This window comes from Nocardioides luteus, assembly GCF_000960475.2.
Classification (GTDB): Bacteria; Actinomycetota; Actinomycetes; order Propionibacteriales; family Nocardioidaceae; genus Nocardioides; species Nocardioides luteus_A.
Map to the genome: position 1 here is coordinate 1 of NZ_JZDQ02000012.1, position 18894 is coordinate 18894.

An 18894-nucleotide genomic window follows, 5' to 3' on the forward strand; every position below is an offset into this window, starting at 1 on the left:
CCCCGCCGAGTCGGCTCGTCATGACGAGCCGACTCGGCGGGAAATCGTGTCAGAACGCGCCGACTCGGGCCTTGATCTGGTCAAGATGCGCCGGGTCGGCGTCGCGTACAAGGAATACAGAGACTCGAGTGACAGGATTGACATCGTGACAGCACAGAAGCTGGACGGCACCGCGACGCTGAAGGCGATCAAGGCCGAGCTCGCCGAGCGGGTCGAGAAGCTGAAGGCCCAGGGCATCACCCCGGGCATCGGCACCGTTCTGGTCGGCGACGACCCCGGCTCGCACTGGTACGTCAACGCCAAGCACAAGGACGCCGCCGAGATCGGTGTCGCCTCGACCCGTGTCGACCTGCCCGCCACCGCCACCCAGGCGGAGGTGGAGAAGGTCATCGACGAGCTCAACGCGGATCCGGCCGTCACCGGCTTCCTCATCCAGCAGCCGACCGGCCTGGACGAGTTCGCGCTCCTCTCCCGCGTCGACCCCGACAAGGATGTCGACGGCCTGCACCCCTACAACCTCGGCAAGCTGGTCCTCGGCGAGGACGGCCCGCTGCCGTGCACCCCGGTGGGCTGCATCGAGCTGCTGCGTCGTCACGGGGTCGAGATCAACGGTGCCGAGGTCGTCGTGGTCGGTCGCGGGCTGACGGTCGGTCGTCCGCTGGGCCTGCTGCTCACCCGCCGCTCGGAGAACGCCACGGTCACCCTGTGCCACACCGGCACCCGCGACCTGGCCGCGCACACCCGCAACGCAGACATCGTGGTGGCCGCGGCCGGCGTGCCCGGCATCATCACCAAGGACATGGTCAAGCCCGGCGCGGCCCTGTTGGACGTCGGTGTCTCCCGGGTCGACGGTAAGATCGCTGGAGACTTGGCCGACGACGTGTGGGACGTGGCTGGCTGGGTGTCGCCGAACCCGGGTGGGGTGGGTCCGATGACACGCGCCATGCTGCTCTCCAATATCGTCCTCAGCGCCGAGAAGGCTCTCGAAAGGCTCTGACACCGTGTCCGTCCCCCGCCGCTCACCCCCACGCCGCAGGCTCCCGCGCCGGTGGCGGTCGCTCCCGAGCACGACAAGACGGACCAACACGTACGCAGCTTCCCCTCGACCATCGGCGGCTACGTCTACCTCGGCGTGCTGACGGCGGCGATCGTCGGTCTCGGCCTGGTCGGCTTCGGCCACTGGCGGGCGGGGATCATCGTCCTCGCCGCTGGGGTGGGGGCCGCGTCGCTGGGGCGTGCGGTGCTGCGTACGAAGGACGCCGGGATGCTGGCGGTGCGCAACCGCTGGTTCGACGTGGCGCTGCTGGCGCTGACCGCCGGCGCGCTGTGGATCCTCGCGGTGACGGTTCCGGGCGACTAGGACACACATAGACAGAACGAAGGCCGCCCCGAGGGGCGGCCTTCGCGCTGTTCAGCGGGTCACTGCTCGATCGGGACCCATTCCTGCTTGGCGTAGTCCCAGCGCCAGCCGTCCTGCTCGTAGACCGGCAGGTCGCCCTCGGCGCCCTGGGTCGGCTGCTGCCAGGCCTGCTGGCCGCCGCCGGCGCTGCCGGAGACGATGGTGCGGTCGCTGGTCTCGGGCGTCGCCGCCGGCGCTGCCGGGGCGGCCGCCGGAGCAGCGGGAGCGGCAGGAGCCTCCGGCGCTGCCGGAGCAGCAGTGGCCGGCGCCGGGGCCGCGGGGGCGGCCGGTGCGGCAGCCTCGGAGCCCCAGACGCTCGGGGCCGGGCTCAGGTTGTCGCCGCCGAAGGCGAGGCCGGCACCCGCGATCTCGGAGCCGTCCTTGTCGAAGAGCAGCGGGTAGACGAAACCGGCGATCGCGCCGCCGAGGGCGGGGACGATCAGGAAGACCGGCAGATGGATCAGCGCGTCGGTGCCCGAGAAGAGGGCCGGACCGAACGAACGGGCGGGGTTGACCGAGGTGCCGGTCAGCGGGATGCCGACGAAGTGGATCGCGGCCAGGGCGAGACCGATGGCGAGCGGGGCGACGGCGGCGTTGGTGCCGGCCCGGACGTCGGTGACGCCGAGGATGACGAAGACGAAGATGAAGGTGAGGACCAGCTCGACCAGGATCGCGCCGACGATGCCGGTGCCGGCTCCGTCACCGAAGCCGTTGGCGCCGAGGCCGCCGTCGTTCCAGGAGTTGTAGCCCGAGGAGATCGCGATGACGAAGAGCGCGATCGCGCCGATGATCGCGCCGACGAACTGAGCACCGATGTAGGCGCCCGCGTCCTTCCAACTGATCCGGCCGGCCGTGGCCACACCCAGGGTCACCGCCGGGTTGAAGTGGCCGCCGGAGATGCGGCCGAAGGTGTAGGCGCCGATCACGACGGCGATACCGAAGGCGAGGCCGACGGCAGCGACCTCGAGCCCCCAGGTGGGCTGTCCGGCGTGGCTGGCACCGGCGACGATCGCAACGACTGAACCGCACCCGATGAAGACGAGGATGAATGTCCCGATCACCTCGGCTGCGAGTTTCTGGATGAAGGTCGGCTCAGCCGCCGACAGTGATTCCTCGGTCATGTCCCCTTAACCCTTCAATGTCTGTTGACGTCGGTCAGACCCATCGACACCCGAGAAGCACTCAGGCATCAGCAGTCACCTGAACAACATGGAGGTGTTGACACACAGTAACTCTTTTGTGACGGCACATCGTGGTGCTTAGGTAGGGCGGGGCGGTGTTGCGCCGGTCCTTCTGTTATCTTGATGTCAAGACACTTTCGTTTCGTCAGGAGTAGCCACAGCAATGGCCGCACGAATCATCTACACCCACACCGACGAGGCGCCGCTGCTCGCGACGTACTCCTTCCTTCCGATCGTCTCGGCCTACGCGGCCAAGGCGGGCGTCGAGATCGAGACGCGTGACATCTCGGTGGCCTCGCGCATCCTGGCGCAGTTCGGTCTCGCCGACGACGCGCTCGGCGAGCTCGGTGACCTGGCGAAGACGCCGGAGGCCAACATCGTCAAGCTGCCCAACATCTCCGCCTCCATCCCGCAGCTCAAGGCCGCGATCAAGGAGCTGCAGGAGAAGGGCTACGAGATCCCCGACTACCCCGAGGCGCCGAGCACGCCCGAGGAGGAGGAGATCCGCGCGAAGTACGACAAGGTCAAGGGCTCCGCGGTGAACCCCGTCCTGCGTGAGGGCAACTCCGACCGTCGTGCGCCGGGCTCGGTCAAGGCGTACGCCAAGGCCCACCCGCACACCAACAAGCCGTTCGGCGACGACTCGAAGACCGAGGTCGCCACGATGGGCGCCCACGACTTCAAGTCCAACGAGAAGTCGGTGACCCTCCCGGCCGACGACACCCTCTCCATCGTGCTGGAGAAGGCCGACGGCGAGACGGTGACGCTGCTCGCCGAGCTGCCCGTGCTCGCGGGTGAGATCGTCGACGCGACGTACATGTCCGTCGCCAACCTGCACGCCTTCCTCGAGAACGCGCTCGCCAAGGCCAAGGCCGAGAACGTGCTCTTCTCGCTGCACCTCAAGGCGACGATGATGAAGGTCTCCGACCCGATCATCTTCGGCCACGTCGTGAAGGCCTACTTCAAGGACGTCTTCGAGAAGTACGGCGCCGACCTCGAGGCCGCCGGCCTCTCCGCCAACGACGGTCTGGGTGCGATCCTGTCGGGTCTGTCCGGCCTGGAGAAGGGCGCCGAGATCGAGGCCGCCTTCAAGGCCGCGATCGAGGCGGGCCCCCGCCTGTCCTACGTCAACTCCGACAAGGGCATCACCAACCTGCACGTCCCCTCCGACGTCATCATCGACGCCTCGATCCCGGCCCTGGTCCGCAACGGCGGCAAGCTCTGGGGTGCCGACGGCGGCGAGGACGACACCCTCGCGGTGATCCCGGACTCCTCCTACGCCGGCGTCTACCAGACCGTCATCGAGGACGTGAAGAAGAACGGCCCGCTCGACCCGGCCACGATCGGCACCGTGCCCAACGTCGGTCTGATGGCGCAGAAGGCCGAGGAGTACGGCTCCCACGACAAGACCTTCCAGATCGAGGCCGCCGGCACCGTCCGCGTCCTCAACAAGGCCGGCGACGTGCTGCTCGAGCACGACGTCGAGGCCGGCGACATCTGGCGCGCCTGCCAGACCAAGGACATCCCGGTCCGCGACTGGGTCAAGCTCGCCGTCAGCCGCGCCCGCGACTCCAAGACCCCGGCCGTCTTCTGGCTCGACGAGTCCCGCGCCCACGACGCCGAGCTGATCAAGAAGGTCACGACCTACCTCACGGAGCACGACACCGAGGGTCTCGAGATCAAGATCCTCTCGCCCGAGCTGGCGACCGCGTACTCCCTCGAGCGCCTGCGCAACGGCGAGGACACCATCTCGGTCACCGGCAACGTGCTGCGTGACTACAACACCGACCTGTTCCCGATCCTCGAGGTCGGTACGTCGGCGAAGATGCTCTCCATCGTCCCGCTGATCGCCGGCGGCGGTCTGTTCGAGACCGGCGCGGGCGGCTCGGCCCCGAAGCACGTGCAGCAGCTGGTCGAGGAGGACTACCTCCGCTGGGACTCGCTGGGTGAGTTCTTCGCGCTGGTGCCGTCGTTCGAGAAGTATGCCGAGCAGGCCTCGGCGCCTTCCGCGAAGGTGTTGGCCGCCGCGCTCGACCGGGCGACCGCCACCTTCCTCGAGAACGACCGCTCCCCGGGCCGCAAGCTCGGCACGACCGACAACCGTGGCTCGCACTTCTACCTGGGTCTCTACTGGGCCCAGGAGCTCGCCGCGCAGACCGAGGACACCGAGCTCGCCGCCGCGTTCAAGGGCCTCGCCGAGACCCTCGCCGCCAACGAGGCCAAGATCGTCGAGGAGCTCCTCGCGGTCCAGGGCAAGCCCGCCGACATCGGCGGCTACTACCTGCCCGACGCCGAGAAGGTCACCGCCGTGATGCGTCCCTCCGCGACGCTCAACGAGGCGATCGACTCTCTCTGATCCGCTACACGACGGCCCGGCACGGACTCCGTGCCGGGCCGTCGCGCCTTCTCCGGGACACCTTCCCGACGTGGGTGACCTTGCTCTCCAAATCTTTCTTCTGATTCCTATAGGTGCAGGTCAGCATGGTGTTTATCGCTGGTTGGCGGCGGAAAACCTTTAGGTGACTGTCGGTGGTCGCGCCTACCGTGATCTATTGATGACTGCGACCCTCTCGACTCCGCCCGTGCCCACCTCAGGCAAGGCTTCCGGAGTGCCTGCCAACCCTGCCGACGCGAGCCGGCAGGTCGACTGGCGACGCCTGAAAGGGCCGGTGACGGTCGCCGCGCTGATCGCGCTGGCGGCGGCCATGGTGGGCCAGTCGATCGGCACGGTCGTGGCCGGACGGCTGGCCGAGAACCCGACGGCGAGCCTGGTCGGGTGGCTGGCGCTGTGCGTCATCGGCGCGTCCCTCGTCGACTCCACGGCGAAGATCGCCTGGGTCGGGGTCTCGGACCGGGTCGAGGGCAAGCTGCGCGAGGACGTGCTCCAGGCCGCCATGCGACAGCCGCTCTCCGAGCTGAGCGAGCAGGCCGTCGGCGAGATCCTCGACCGGGTCGACGACGACTCCCACGAGGTCGGCAACTTGCTGCGCTGGCAGCTGTGGATGCTGTTCCGCTCGGTCTTCGCGGCGCTGCCGATGTGGATCGTGGCCAGCTTCACCTGGTGGCCCTCGGTGGTCCTGTTCCCGCTCCTCGCCGCCGTGACCTGGTTCTCCATCCGCGGTCTGCTCGGCAAGATCTCTCAGCTCAAGGTCATCGAGGAGGCGTCCTGGACCGACCACGCCGCCGTGCTCGAGGAGGGCATCGCGGGCCGCGACGACCTGCGCACGAGCCTGGGCCAGTCCCACGTGGTCGCCCGGGTGGCGAAGCTCTCGGCGACGGTCCACGAGAAGTTCCGCGCGGTGGTCACGGTCGAGGCGAAGGTCGGCCGCCGTGCCGGCGTGCTGCTGCACTCGCTGCTGGCCGGCATCGGCCTCGCCGGGGTGGCGCTCGCCGCGACGGACCGGCTCGAGATCAGCGCGCTGGTGACCTTGTTCCTGGTCACGAGCACCTTCGTCGGCCAGATCGCGATGCTCGCCAACCACCTCCCCGACATCCAGGCGGGCCTGGGCGCGGTCATCCGGCTGCGCCAGATGATGGCCGCCGAGCCGGAGCCCGAAGGCGGTGCGCCGGTGCCCGACGGGGGAGCGCTGGAGGTCGACCTGCGCGACCTGACCTTCTCCTACGCCGAGGGCACCTTCGCCCTCCAGGGCATCTCGCTCACGGTCCCGGCCGGCGACACCATCGCCCTGGTCGGCCGCACCGGCTCGGGCAAGTCGACACTCGCCTCGCTGCTCTCCCGGGCGGTCGAGCCGCCGCGCGGCTCGGTGTTCCTGGGTGGTGTGGACGTACGCGACCTCGACCTGCAGCAGCTGCGCGCGTCCGTGGGCGTGGTGACGCAGCGTACGGAGATCCTGGCCGGCACGCTCGCGGAGAACATCGCGCTCTTCGACGACTCGCGTCCGCGCGAGGACATCGAGCGGGCGGTCGCCCGGCTCGGGCTCTCGGAGTGGGTCGCGGGCCTGCCCGAGGGGCTCGACACCCTGCTCGGCCCCGGCGGCACCTCGCTGTCCGCGGGGGAGGAGCAGCTGGTCGCGTTCGCCCGGCTGCTGGTGCGCGACGTCCGGGTGGTCGTCCTCGACGAGGCGACCGCGCGGATGGACCCGCTCACCGAGCGTCGGGTCGTCGCGGCCGCCGACCGGCTGCTGACCGGGCGCACGGGCATCCTGATCGCCCACCGGCTCTCCACCATCGAGCGGGCGCCGCACGTGGCCGTGCTCGACCACGGCCGGGTGATCCAGCACGGCCTGCGGGCCTCGCTGGCGACTACGCCCGGGCCGTTCCACGACCTGCTGGAGGCCAGCCGCACCGATCACCACGACTCGCCTGCGACGGACGCCAAGCCGGTGGACCACTCCACCCTCGACCATGTCGCGGAGGGCAGTGCCGGCGGGGTCGGTGGCAAGCGTCGCTCGGGCGCTCCGCCGGAGGTCCCCGAGGTCGGCACCGGGCCGTCGCTCGCCCGCGGGATGCTGCACGTCCTGTTCCTGCGCCCCGAGTGGGGCGTCGCGGGTGCGCTGCTCTTCCTGTTCGCCTCGATGACTGGTGCCCAAGGCGCCTTCACCGGCCTGCTGTGGGGCCGGATCGTCGAGTCGCTGCAGGATGGTGGCAGGCCGACCGTGATGGCGGTGCTGCTGGTGGTCAGCCTGCTGGCCGCGCCGCTGATGCTCGCCGATGCCTTCTACCGCTACCCGCGCTGGTGGATCGAGGTCATGCTGCGGGCCCGGATGGCCGTGCTCTACGGGCAGACCCGCCAGCACCGCCTGACGCGTACGCCGCCGGGCGAGGTCGTCGCGCGGTCGATGGATGCGGACCGCTACGCCCGCTACGCCGACCGCTGGGTCGACTTCGTCAACGGTCTCGTGATCGCGACGATCACCGCCCTGCTGGCCGGCACCGCGCTCGCCGGCGCCGTGCTCCTGGTCGTCATGGTCGCCTCGGCGCTGGCCTCCGCGGTCGGCCGGCCGATCGCCGGCCGTTCGGCCGCCGCCTCCTCCGCCGCTCGTGCCCGGTTCGGCCGCGCGGTGGTCTCCGCGCTGGAGTCCGTGCGCACCGTGAAGCTGGCCGCGGCGACCCCGCAGGTCCACGCCCACCTGCAGCACGTCGACGCAGGCCGGGTCGAGGCAGCGGTGAAGGAACACCGGGTGCAGGCATTCCTCGACGGGGTGCCCGCGCTCATGGTGCAGTGCGGCGTCGTCGCTGCCTGGGGGATCTACTTCGGCGGCGGCTGGGGCCTGGCCACCGCGCTGCTGGTCGCCAACGCGGTCTCGGGCTTCGACTGGTTCGGCCGGGTGGCCGGCATGGTCGTCACCGAGGCTCCCGGCACGCGTGCCTGGCAGAAGGAGACCAGCCGGTTCGCCGGTGGCCGGGACCTGATGGACCTGCCGCCGGGTGTCGACCTGGTCTCCGGCGACGCGCCGGATCCGGGTCCGGTCGAGCAGGTGCCGCTCGAGTCCCTCGAGCTCTCGGCCCTGTCAGCGGTCCACGACGACGGCACGATCGGTGTCTCCGACGTCTCGCTCACCATCGAGCGCGGCGAGCTGGTCCTGCTCGTGGGACAGGTCGGCTCCGGCAAGTCGTCCCTGCTGGCGTCGCTGGCCGGCCTCATCGAGCACACCGGCACGATCCGGTGGAACGACGAGCTCGTCGAGGACCCGCAGGCCTTCTTGAGGCCGGGGCAGGTGGCGTACGTCGCCCAGGTGCCGCGGGTGCTCTCCGGCACCTTCGCCGACAACATCCGGCTGGGTCACGACCGACCGTTCGACAGCCCGGTCGCCGACGCGCGGCTCGAGCTCGACGTCAAGGAGGCGGGCGGCGCGGACGCGATCGTCGGTCACCGTGGCGTACGCCTCTCCGGAGGGCAGGTCCAGCGCCTCGCCCTGGCGCGGGCGCTGGCCGCCGGCACCGAGCTGCTCCTGGCCGACGACGTCTCCAGCGCGCTCGACGCAGCGACCGAGATCGAGCTGTGGCGGGCGCTCCGCGAGCGGCACACGACCGTCATCGGGGCCACCTCGAAGCGGGCCGCTCTCGCCCAGGCCGACCGGGTGGTCGTCATGGTCGACGGCGAGGTCGCGGCTGTGGGTCCGTGGGCCGAGCTGACCCCGGCCTGGTCCCACCTCGCCGGCTGATCGCCACCTGGGCAGGCCGTCTGACGCCTCGGCGTCAGGCGGCCTCGCCGTGCTCGAGCGTGCGGCGCAGCGCAGCAACGTCCACGCCGAGGGCCCGTAGGGCAGCATGTCCTTCCCCTTCCGCGCGCAGGATGCCGAGCAGGATGTGCTCGGTGCCGATCGAGCGGTCCTTGAGCCGGATCGCCTCGCGCAGCGAGAGCTCGAGGGTCTTCTTGGCCTCCTTGGAGAAGGGGATGTGCCCGCCGCGTCGCCGCGGGCCGCCCTTGTCCAGGGCTCCGGGGCCGAAGGCCTCTTCGACCTTGTCTCGTACGGCGTCGAGATCGATCCCGAGGGCGGCGAGCGCCTCGGCGTCGTCAGGTCCGAGGTGGCCGTTGGCCGTCGCGACCTCCGAGCGCAGCCGATCCCGGTCGATGCCCGCCTCGAGGAGCGCCCGGGCAGCGGGATTCTCGGGGTCGCCCATGATCGCGATCAGCAGGTGGTTGGTGTCGATCTGGGTGTGGTTCAGCTCTCGGGCGACGCCCTGCGCCTCGACCACCACCAGCTGGGCCTGCTTCGTGAATCTCTCGAACATCACAGCTCCTTCGCGTACTTCTTGTGGACCGCCTGTCGGCTGACCTCCAGCGCGTCGGCGATCTCCTGCCAGGCCCACCCCTGCCGGCGGGCGTTCGCCACCTGCAGCCGCTCCAGCGAGTCGGCGAGGCGACGCAGTGCGAGCGCGGCTCGCAGTCCGGTGCGAGGGTCGGCGCTCGCGGCCGACTCGGCGAGGTCCTTGGCATCCGTCATGATGTCAATGTAGGTTGACATCGGCGGAATGTCAACCAAGATTGACAGCGGTCCGCAGAAACGGGACCCGGGTCACACCGATTCGTGGAATAGGGAATAAATCGCGGAAGGTTAAGCCGTAGTGACCGACACCGCCAGCACCGAGACCGCCCTGAGGCAGGTCACCCCCGTCCGGTTCGCGATCGCCGTGATCGCCCTCGCGACGGGCGGCTTCGCGATCGGTACGACCGAGTTCGTCACCATGGGCGTGCTGCCCGAGATCGCCGAGGGCGTCGGTGTCGGAACCTCCACGGCCGGCCACCTGATCAGCGCCTACGCGGTCGGGGTGGTGGTCGGCGTACCGATCCTCTCGTTCTTCGTCGCCCACCTTCCGCGCAAGGGGCTGCTGCTGTCGCTGATGGCGGCGTACGCCCTGTTCAACCTGCTCAGCGCCGTCGCGGTCGACTACCAGATGCTGCTGGTCGCGCGGTTCCTGGACGGGCTCCCGCACGGCGCCTACTTCGGTGTCGCGACCATCGTCGCGACGTCGATGGCCGCGCCGAAGCACCGCGGCCGGGCGGTCGCGCTGGTCATGCTCGGGCTCTCGGTCGCCAACGTGATCGGTGTCCCGTTCGCGACCTGGCTCGGGCAGAGCGCCGGCTGGCGGGCCCCGTACGCAGCCGCAGCAGGCCTCGCCCTGCTGACCGTGATCCTGGTGCAGCTCTCGGTGCCCCACTTCCCGGGCGACCCGAACGCGACCGGCCGCAGCGAGGCCGGCCGGTTCTTCACCAACAAGCAGGTCTGGCTGACCATGCTCGCGGGTGCGATCGGGTTCGGCGGCATGTTCGCGGCCTACTCCTACATCGCCCCGATCGTCACCGACACGGGCGGGCTGGCCGAGGGCGCGGTGCCCTGGTTCGTCTTCGCGTTCGGTGCCGGGATGGTCGTCGGCACCTGGATCGCGGGGGAGCTGGCGCGGTGGTCGGTGATGGGGTCGCTGCTCGCGAGCAGCCTCGGCATGGTGGCCGTGCTGACGCTCTTCTGGCTGGTCGCCCCGGCCGGGTGGTGGCTCGCGCCGGTCGCCTTCCTGACCACCGCGATCGCCTCGGTGCTGGTGATCAACCTGCAGGTGCGCCTGATGGACGTCGCCGACGACGCCGTCACGCTCGGTGCCGCGATGAACCACGCGAGCCTCAACATCGCCAACGCCCTCGGCGCCTTCGCCGGTGGCGTGGCCCTCGACGTGTGGAGCGTCCGCGAGGCGCCGCTGGTCGGCGCCGGCCTGGCCGCGGCCGGGATGCTGGTGCTCCTGTGGAGCACCAGCATCCACCGGCGCCGGGTCTAGAGCTCCACGCCGTCGTCCGGAGCCGTGGCGGTGGCCGCCTCGACCGCGGCGAGGAACCCGTCGGCCCAGGCCTTGGAGTCGTGGTGGCGGATCGTGTCCCACAGCCCGCGCATCCGGTCCTTGGCCTCGGCCTCGTCCATGTCGACGGCCTGCAGGAAGACCCGGACCATGTCGGAGACGTCGTGGGGGTTGGTCAGCACCGCGCCGCGCAGCTCGGCGGCCGCGCCGGCGAACTCCGAGAGCACCAGCGTGCCGCTCGTGCCGCGGAGACCGTGGACCGCGGCGTACTCCTTCGCGACCAGGTTGAGGCCGTCGCGCAGCGGCGTGATCCACATGACGTCGGCGTTGGCGTAGTAGGCCAGCAGCTCCTCGAACGGGATCGGCCGGAAGTAGAAGTGGACCGGCATCCAGCCCATCCGGGAGAACCGCCCGTTGATCCGTCCGACCGCCTGCTCGATCTGGTTCTGGAGCGTCTTGTAGACGGTCATCTCGCCGGCCGCGGGCACGCACACGAGCACCAGCGACAGCTCGCCCAGCAACGACGGGTCCTCGAGCAGCGCCCGCTCGAAGGCCTCGAGCTGCTGGAGCACGCCCTTGGTGTAGTCGAGCCGGGATACGGCCAGCGCGATCCGCTGCCCCTCGAACTCGTCCTTGACCCGAGCGATCGACTTCTGCACCGCCGGCGAGGCCAGCGTGTCCTCGATCCGCCGGGTGTCGACGCTGACCGGGTTGGCGCCCAGGTGCACCCGCCGCCCGCCGACGTCGATCACCGAGGGCATGGTGTCCAGGCCGAGGGCGAAGCCATAGGTGCGGAACCGAGGAGCCGAGTCCTCGGTCTCGACCACCTCGACGGGTGCCACGCCACGGGCCACGTCGACGAAGTTCTCGACCTGGCGGGGGATGTGGAACGAGATGTAGTCGCACTGCAGCAGCGAGCCGATGATCTCGCGGCGCCACGGCACCACGTTGAACACGTCCGCGCCGGGGAAGTGGGTGTGGTGCAGGAACGCGATCTTCACGTCCGGCCGCATCTCCCGCAGGTAGGCCGGCACCATCCACAGGTTGTAGTCGTGGATCCAGACGATGCCTCCGTACGCCACCTCGGCCGCCGCCTGCTCGGCGAAGGCCCGGTTGACCCGGCAGTAGACCTTCCAGTCCTCCTCCTTGAACTTCGCGCGCTCCCAGAAGGTATGCAGCAACGGCCAGAACGCCTCCTTGGAGAAGCGTTTGTAGAAGACGTCGACGTCCTTCTTCGACAGCGGCAGCCGGGAGGCCACCAGGCCGGGGTAGAGCTTGGGATCGACGACCGTGTGGGTGGCGAACTTGCCGCGTTTGGGATCGTCGATCGACCACGCGACCCAGGATCCGGTGCGCTCGGTGAAGAAGGAGAGCAGCGTCGGGATGATGCCGTTGGGCGACTTCGGGCGCCGGCGCTTGACCTCGCCCTCCTCGATCACCTCGTCGTAGGGGAGCCGGTGATAGACCATCACGAGGTCGGACTTCCCGGGGTCGTCGGCGTCGTTCTCCGGGTCGTAGATGTGCTCGTCGTCGAGCAGGTTGAAGTGGCGGATGGCCTGCAGGATCCCGCCGGTGCCGGGAGCGGTGGCGTGAAACGTACGGTCCTTGTCGCGGGTCGCGTCCAGCAGCAGGTCCTCGGCCTCGCCGACGCAGACGCCCGGGAACCCGATGTCGTACATCGACAGGTCGTTGAGGGTGTCGCCGGCCACCAGCACGCGGTCCTTGGGGATGCCGAGGTGCTCGACGAGCTTCGTGACGGTGTGTCCCTTGTTGATCCCGCCGGGCAGCACGTCGAGGTAGTGGCTGGCGGAGTAGAGCAGGTCGCAGCCGATCTGGGCGACCAGCGGGGCGAGGTCGTCGGTGACGGCCTCGGGGTCGCAGAAGTAGGAGACGCGTCGGTCCTGGGGCACGTTCTGCCGCACCAGTCCAGGTCGGTCGCCGATCTTCTCCAGCACGGTGAGCTCACCGGGCCACTTGGCGGCGATCTCCTGCTGGATGGGTTCGACAGCGAGCAGGTCGTGTCCGGTCACGATCGTGGCGCCGACGTCGCAGATGATGAAGTCGGGCGTGGGGATGGTCGGGTCGGCGAGCAGTGGCAGCACCGACTCCAGCCCACGACCGGTGACGAAGGACAGCAGTACGTCCTCGCGGCGGCTCAGCGTCTGGTAGAGCTTGACCTTCGCCTCCGGGTCGCCGGCTAGGAAGGTTCCGTCCAGATCGGTCGCGAGCAGCATGCGCGCATTGGCAGCGGACGTGTGGTTCACAAGTCTCCTCGAGGGTCGCCTGGCCTCGAGGCCGATTCGGCAGCTGGCCCGAGGCTGCGGACCCCTTGGAGGATCCGCGGGTCGACCAACCACGGTAACAGGGCCGGGTTTCACAGGGGAAACGAGCATTCGACAGGCCATCGAATCCGAGCTGAGTAGAGCCTCTCAGGAGGTCCACAAATTCGTAAGAAATTGGATGCGCTTGTTCGATAACCCGGCAGAGGATCCGTCGTTGATGGGTCATGCGGATCCTGCTCGCGGCCTCCAAGACTGCGAGCGACCATGGTCCTCGACGTTGATCACGGGGGGCGCCGAGGCCCATGGCCGGCACGCAGATCAGTGCCGCGGGCAGGATCCACTGTCATTTCGAGCCTTTCGGCGAGCGGCTGACAGAATGCGCACATGACCGGCAGCACCGCTCCCACGACTCGGCCCAGGGTCCTTTCCGGCATCCAGCCGACCGCGGACTCCTACCACCTCGGCAACTACCTCGGCGCGGTCCGGCAGTGGGTGAACCTGCAGGAGGAGTACGAGCCGTTCTTCTTCATCGCCGACCTGCACGCGATCACGGTCGAGCAGGACCCGAAGGTGCTCCGGGAGCGTACGCGGCGGGCCGCCGCCCAGCTCCTGGCCGCCGGTGTCGACCCGGAGCGGTCCGCGATCTTCGTCCAGTCCCACCTCCCCGAGCACGCTCAGCTCGGCTGGGTGATGCAGTGCATCACCTCCTTCGGCGAGGCCCGGCGGATGACCCAGTTCAAGGACAAGTCCGCCAAGGGTGGTGAGGGCGCGGCCTCCGTCGGCCTCTTCTCCTACCCGATGCTGATGGCCGCCGACATCCTGCTCTACCGCCCGGCGTACGTCCCGGTCGGTGAGGACCAGCGCCAGCACCTGGAGCTGACCCGTGACCTCGCCCAGCGGTTCAACAGCCGCTACAAGAAGACGTTCCGGCTGCCGGAGCCCTACATCCTCAAGGAGGTCGCGAAGATCTACGACCTCCAGGACCCGACGATCAAGATGTCCAAGTCCGCCTCGAGCCCGACCGGACTGATCGACATGCTCGACGACCCGAAGGTCTCGGCGAAGAAGATCCGCTCGGCGGTCACCGACTCGGAGATGGAGATCCGTTTCGACGAGGAGGCCAAGCCGGGCGTCTCGAACCTGCTGCGGATCTACTCGGCGCTGACCGGATCCGACATCGACACCCTGGTCGGCAAGTACGCCGGCAAGGGCTACGGCGACCTGAAGAAGGATCTCGCCGAGGTCGTCGTCGACTACGTGACGCCGTTCCGGGAGAAGACCTTCGAGGTCCTCGAGGACCGCGCCTACCTCGACGGCGTCCTGCAGCAGGGCGCGGAGAAGGCGGGCGTGGTTGCGCGCAAGACTCTGGCCGACGTCTACGAGCGGGTTGGCTTTGTGGCCCCCGCAGCCTCGCTCGGCTAGTAAGGTTCGGCGCATGCGCACCATCGGTGTTGCCATCGCTATCCCGGAGCCATGGGCAAGTCAGCTTCAGGACTACCGGACGTCTCTCGGGGACGCGACGGCGACCATGATCCCGACGCACATCACTCTTGTGCCACCGACGGAGATCCACGACGACCTCCTGCCGGACGTCGAGAGCCATCTGGAGGCCGCGGCCTCCAGGGTGGGTCCGTTCAGCGTGCACCTGCGCGGCACCGGCACCTTCCGGCCGGTGTCCCCGGTGGTGTTCGTGGCTGTGGTGCAGGGCATCTCAGGCTGTGAGCAGCTGGCCAACGCGGTCCGGCAGGGTCCGCTCGACCAGAAGCTCACATTCCCCTATCACCCGCATGTCACGATCGCTCACGACCTTCCCGACGCTAGCCTCGACAAGGCTTTCGGTGAGCTGGCGGACTTCGAGTGCGAGTGGTCGGTCGAGGAGTTCCACCTCTATGTCCACGACGACACGGACGGCTGGCGCCCCACCCGGGAGTTCGCACTGAGAGCAGCACTGACCGGTTAGGCGGGCTCGGGTCCGCTCACGACGACGGATGGGGACTCGGGATGCTCAACAAGGAGAAGATCAAGGCGAAGATCGCCGAGCTGCGGGCTCGCTTCCCGGCACTGGACCGGGTGCTGCGTACGCAGGAGCACTACGGCGAGGTGGGCGCCTCCCAGCAGGCCGGCGCGATCACCTACTTCGGCTTCCTGTCGACCTTCCCGATCCTCGCCCTGGCCTTCTTCGCCGTCGGCCAGATCGCCAAGCTGTACGCCGGTGCCGAGAGCGACCTCGTCGACGCGATCGACCAGGTCCTGCCCGGGCTGGTCGGCGACGGCGCCGGGCAGCTGAAGATCGCCGACATCGAGAGCGCCGCCGGCGCCGTCGGGATCGTCGGTGCCGTCGGTCTGCTCTACGCCGGGCTCGGCTTCGTCGACGGCCTGCGCAACGCGCTCCAGGCGGTCTTCCTGGTGCCCGAGGACGAACAGCCGGGGTTCCTCGCGGCCAAGGCCCGCGACCTGGTCGCACTGATCGGCCTCGGCCTGATCCTGCTCGTCGCGGTGGCGTTCACCGGCCTCGTACGCACCTTCTCGGTCAACGTCCTGGACTGGATCGGCCTCGACGAAGGCTTCGGCTGGCTGATCGTGCTGCTCACCCTCGTGCTCGGCCTGGCGGCCAACACCGTGCTCTTCTTCTCGATGTTCCACCTGGCGCCGCAGAAGGACACCCCGAAGGGCCCGCTGTGGGCCGGTGCGCTGCTCGGCGCGGTCGGCTTCGAGATCCTCAAGCAGGCCTCGGCGCTGCTGCTCACGGCCACCCAGGGGCAGCCGGCCTTCCAGGCCTTCGGCATCGCCCTCATCCTGGTCGTCTGGATCCACTACACCTCGATGGTGATCCTGTACGCCGCCTCTTACGCTCACGTTCGGGCGACCCCGGCCGACTCGGACGGGTAGTCCAGGGAGTCTCCGTCGGTTTACCCGTCAGTAACCGACGGAAACTCCCTGGACTACCCCGGCGGAAAGGGAGTTATCCACAGGTCCGAGTTATGCGGGTGCGGAACGTCTGGGGGTGGCGCACTCTCATGGCATGGTCCGACGACGCCCGCAGTTCATGCCTGTGCCGCAGTTGCGGCGGGGGTTGGAGCTCGTACGCCCGGTACGCGTCGACCCGTCCGGCGAGGCCGGGCCGACCGAGCGTCAGGCCCGCGGTCGGGGATGGCGCCGGAGCAGCCGAGGGCTCTATGTACCAGCCGGAGTCGATGGTGACCTTGCGCAGCAGCGGGTGCTGGAGGCGGCGGCCGCGGTGCCGGAGGGCTACATCACCGGGTGGGCGACGTTCGCGTGGTCGGGGGCGCGCTGGTTCGACGGCACCGATCGCGCCGGCCAGCCTGTTCCGGTGCCGATCGTGGTCCACGAGAATCGCAGAGATGCTCAGCCCGGTTATGTGATCACGCAGGAGCGTCTCGCGCTCCGCCACTGTCGCGAGCTCGACGGGGTGCGCGGCACCGATCCGACGCGTTCGATCGCGTACGAGGCACGTTACGCCCCCGATCTGGTCGGTGCGGTGGTCGCTCTCGACATGGCGATGAACACGGATCTGGTCTCGAAGGTGGAGGTTGCTGCCTATGCGGCCTCGCTCAACGGTTGGACCGGCATCCCGCTGCTGCGCGAGGCCATTCCGTACGTCGTGGAGAACAGTTGGTCGCCGATGGAGTCCGAGATGCGGCTTCTCTGGGAAGTCGAGCTCGGGGTCAACTGGATCGCCTGCAACCACCCGGTCTTCGACCTGGCCGGCAACCATGTGGGTACGCCCGATCTCCTGGATCTCGAGGCGGGAGTCGTGGGCGAGTACGACGGCGCGCTTCACCTCGCCGGCAAGCAGCGCTCCCGAGACCTCAAGCGTGAAGGCGACTTCCGTCGCCTGGGCCTCGAGTACGTCACCATGGTTGCCGGTGATCGCCGGGACCCGTCAGACTTCCTGCAGCGTACGCAGGATGCGCGACGGCGCGCGCAGCAGAAGCTCGGTCCACGACAGTGGACCATCACCCCGCCGCAATGGTGGACGCCGACCACGACGGTCGAGCAACGTCGCGCCCTCGCAGCCGATCAGCGCGCCCGATACCTCCGTCCTCGGTCGGCGTGAGCCCGGATGAGTCCCGGCTCGGGATAGTCCAGGGAGTTCTCGTCGGTCTACCGGTCAGTAATGGACGGAAACTCCCTGGACTATCCCGACCGGGCCGCCCCCGAAACCCACAGGACTGGATGAGAGAGTCATACCCATGAAGCTCGAGAAGACTGACGGCGCGCTCCTCCTGGTCATCGGGATCTGGACGATCGCGATCTGGACCAACTTCGGCCGCAACCTCGTCAAGACCGCCAAGGACCCGGAGCAGACCCGGCCCAAGCCCTACTACGTCGCCCACGCGGTGCTCGTGGTCGTCGACGTGCTTCTGGGTGGGCTGCTGATCAAGCTGGGCGTGCAGCGGCTGCTGACCAGGGGATAGATCAGGGGGACTCGGCGGTGTCGAGGTGGTCGACCAGCTCGGTGAGCTGGTCGCGCAGCGCGAGCGCCTCGTCACGGGTGATCCCCATCGACGCGCCGAGCTGCTGAGGCACACCGGAGACCTGCTCCTCCATGGCGACGCCCTCCTCGGTCAGGCTGACCAGCACCCGGCGCTCGTCGCCGGGGTCGCGGTCGCGGCGTACCAGACCGGCGGTCTCGAGGCGCTTGAGCAACGGCGTCAACGTGCCGGAGTCGAGCCGCAGACGCTGACCGAGGGAGGTCACCGAGAGCGGCTCGTCGCTCTCCCAGAGCACCAGCATCACCAGATACTGCGGATAGGTCAGGCCGGTTCCCTTGAGCAGCGTCACATAGCGCTTGGTGACGGCTCGGGTCGCTGCGTACAGCGGGAAGCAGAGCTGTAGGTCGAGCGCGAGCTGCGGATAGGTACGTCCGGACACATTCATCAGTCTACTCCCTTGCGCTATTAAGTTGTGCGCAATATAGTTGTGCACATGACACCTCTCTACACAGCCACCGCAGTCAGCACCGGCGACGCCCGCAACGGCCACGTCCAGTCCACCGACGGCCTCATCGACGCCGACGTCCGCGTCCCCAAGGAGATGGGTGGCGAGGGCGGCGCCACGAACCCCGAGCAGCTCTTCGCCGCCGGGTACGCTGCCTGCTTCCACTCGGCGCTCAAGCTGGTCGCCGGCAAGGCCAAGGTCGACATGACCGACTCCGAGGTGGTTGCCGACGTGAGCATCGGCAGCAACGGTGAGGGCGGCTTCGGCCTGGCCGTGCAGCTCGAGGTGACCATCCCCGGCGCCGACGCCGCGACCGCTCAGCAGCTCGCCGAGCAGGCCCACCAGGTCTGCCCCTACTCCAACGCCACCCGCGGCAACATCGAGGTCAAGCTCACCGTCGCCTGAGCGGTTCCTTCGTCAAGGTATGCAGACGAACGAACACATCCCGTGCGGAGCTCCGCACGGGATGTGCTCCTTTTGCTGCACACCTTGACGAAGGGTCAATCGGCAAACAGATGGCGCGGCCGCCGATATTGTTCGGCGCGCCATGACATCGACAACGACTCAACCCGAGAAGGCTCCGTCGGTCCTTGCTTGGAGAAGCCGTCACGTCCTGGTGATTCGGGGCCGACGGGTTGACGAAGTGAAAGGGATGCTCGACGGGCAGAGGATCGGATCTTGGTGGTCCGATGGGCTACGGGTTCGGTACCGGCGTGGTCGTGTCACCGCGAGGATCGTTGAGACTGGCCGGTATGGAAACCACCGCCCGGTGTTCCGGGCGCGAATCGAGGCCCGTGAGCGTGAAAGTCACCTGGTGGGT

General features: G+C 68.9%; 16 protein-coding genes. 11 read left to right on the forward strand and 5 right to left on the reverse strand.

The annotated features are described in order from the left end of the window. Nucleotides 1-145 precede the first annotated feature (145 nt). Both UG56_RS09950 and UG56_RS09955 read left to right on the forward strand, forming a co-directional pair. Nucleotides 146-997, forward strand: coding sequence for a bifunctional methylenetetrahydrofolate dehydrogenase/methenyltetrahydrofolate cyclohydrolase (locus UG56_RS09950; protein ID WP_045549337.1), 852 nt, complete (start codon nucleotides 146-148; stop codon nucleotides 995-997). 51 nt (nucleotides 998-1048) lie between these two features. Then, complete coding sequence (locus tag UG56_RS09955) at nucleotides 1049-1360, forward strand: DUF3017 domain-containing protein (RefSeq protein ID WP_084100853.1); 312 nt, start codon at nucleotides 1049-1051, stop codon at nucleotides 1358-1360. A gap of 59 nt (nucleotides 1361-1419) precedes the next feature. Here UG56_RS09955 and UG56_RS09960 read toward each other — a convergent pair whose 3' ends face one another. Beyond that, nucleotides 1420-2520: an MIP/aquaporin family protein gene (locus UG56_RS09960; RefSeq protein WP_071327002.1), complete on the reverse strand. Its 1101-nt coding sequence runs from the start codon at nucleotides 2518-2520 to the stop codon at nucleotides 1420-1422. Between the two features lie 223 nt (nucleotides 2521-2743). Between UG56_RS09960 and UG56_RS09965 the strand changes: the two genes are divergently transcribed. Both UG56_RS09965 and UG56_RS09970 read left to right on the forward strand, forming a co-directional pair. Continuing rightward, nucleotides 2744-4936: an NADP-dependent isocitrate dehydrogenase gene (locus UG56_RS09965; protein ID WP_045551708.1), complete on the forward strand. Its 2193-nt coding sequence runs from the start codon at nucleotides 2744-2746 to the stop codon at nucleotides 4934-4936. 253 nt (nucleotides 4937-5189) lie between these two features. Continuing rightward, entirely contained in the window at nucleotides 5190-8705 is a 3516-nt protein-coding gene (locus UG56_RS09970; protein WP_256206537.1) for an ATP-binding cassette domain-containing protein, read from the forward strand. 34 nt (nucleotides 8706-8739) lie between these two features. Here UG56_RS09970 and UG56_RS09975 read toward each other — a convergent pair whose 3' ends face one another. Continuing rightward, the gene (locus UG56_RS09975) at nucleotides 8740-9276 is read right to left on the reverse strand and encodes a Clp protease N-terminal domain-containing protein (protein WP_045550003.1); all 537 of its coding nucleotides are present in this window, start codon (nucleotides 9274-9276) and stop codon (nucleotides 8740-8742) included. After that, nucleotides 9276-9488 carry a helix-turn-helix domain-containing protein gene (locus tag UG56_RS09980; RefSeq protein WP_008364037.1) on the reverse strand — a complete coding sequence of 71 codons (213 nt, stop codon included), beginning with the start codon at nucleotides 9486-9488 and terminating at the stop codon, nucleotides 9276-9278. Before UG56_RS09980 ends, UG56_RS09975 begins: the two co-directional genes overlap by 1 nt. Before the next feature lie 121 nt (nucleotides 9489-9609). Between UG56_RS09980 and UG56_RS09985 the strand changes: the two genes are divergently transcribed. After that, nucleotides 9610-10812, forward strand: coding sequence for an MFS transporter (locus tag UG56_RS09985; protein WP_045550002.1), 1203 nt, complete (start codon nucleotides 9610-9612; stop codon nucleotides 10810-10812). Here UG56_RS09985 and ggpS read toward each other — a convergent pair. After that, on the reverse strand, nucleotides 10809-13094 hold the full coding sequence (ggpS, locus tag UG56_RS09990) for a glucosylglycerol-phosphate synthase (protein WP_256206538.1): 2286 nt from the start codon (nucleotides 13092-13094) through the stop codon (nucleotides 10809-10811). The genes UG56_RS09985 and ggpS overlap by 4 nt on opposite strands. A 402-nt stretch (nucleotides 13095-13496) precedes the next feature. On the opposite strand from ggpS, the gene trpS reads away from it, so the two are divergent. The 5 genes from trpS (at nucleotide 13497) to UG56_RS10015 (ending at nucleotide 17551) form a co-directional block, all read left to right on the forward strand. After that, a complete protein-coding gene (gene trpS, locus UG56_RS09995) occupies nucleotides 13497-14534 on the forward strand; it encodes a tryptophan--tRNA ligase (protein WP_045550000.1) in 1038 nt (345 codons plus the stop codon). Nucleotides 14535-14547: 13 nt separating this feature from the next. Beyond that, a complete protein-coding gene (locus UG56_RS10000) occupies nucleotides 14548-15072 on the forward strand; it encodes a 2'-5' RNA ligase family protein (RefSeq protein WP_045549999.1) in 525 nt (174 codons plus the stop codon). A 41-nt stretch (nucleotides 15073-15113) separates the two neighbouring features. Beyond that, nucleotides 15114-16001, forward strand: coding sequence for a YihY/virulence factor BrkB family protein (locus tag UG56_RS10005; protein WP_052693806.1), 888 nt, complete (start codon nucleotides 15114-15116; stop codon nucleotides 15999-16001). A gap of 133 nt (nucleotides 16002-16134) precedes the next feature. After that, on the forward strand, nucleotides 16135-17190 hold the full coding sequence (locus tag UG56_RS10010; RefSeq protein WP_143054985.1) for a hypothetical protein: 1056 nt from the start codon (nucleotides 16135-16137) through the stop codon (nucleotides 17188-17190). 136 nt (nucleotides 17191-17326) lie between these two features. Next, on the forward strand, nucleotides 17327-17551 hold the full coding sequence (locus UG56_RS10015) for an SCO4848 family membrane protein (RefSeq protein ID WP_045549997.1): 225 nt from the start codon (nucleotides 17327-17329) through the stop codon (nucleotides 17549-17551). Nucleotide 17552: 1 nt separating this feature from the next. Here the strand turns inward: UG56_RS10015 and UG56_RS10020 are convergent, their stop codons facing one another. Further along, nucleotides 17553-18014 carry a MarR family winged helix-turn-helix transcriptional regulator gene (locus tag UG56_RS10020; protein WP_045549996.1) on the reverse strand — a complete coding sequence of 154 codons (462 nt, stop codon included), beginning with the start codon at nucleotides 18012-18014 and terminating at the stop codon, nucleotides 17553-17555. A gap of 48 nt (nucleotides 18015-18062) precedes the next feature. Here UG56_RS10020 and UG56_RS10025 point away from each other — a divergent pair, with 48 nt between their 5' ends. Next, nucleotides 18063-18479: an organic hydroperoxide resistance protein gene (locus tag UG56_RS10025; protein WP_045549995.1), complete on the forward strand. Its 417-nt coding sequence runs from the start codon at nucleotides 18063-18065 to the stop codon at nucleotides 18477-18479. Nucleotides 18480-18894: the final 415 nt, after the last annotated feature.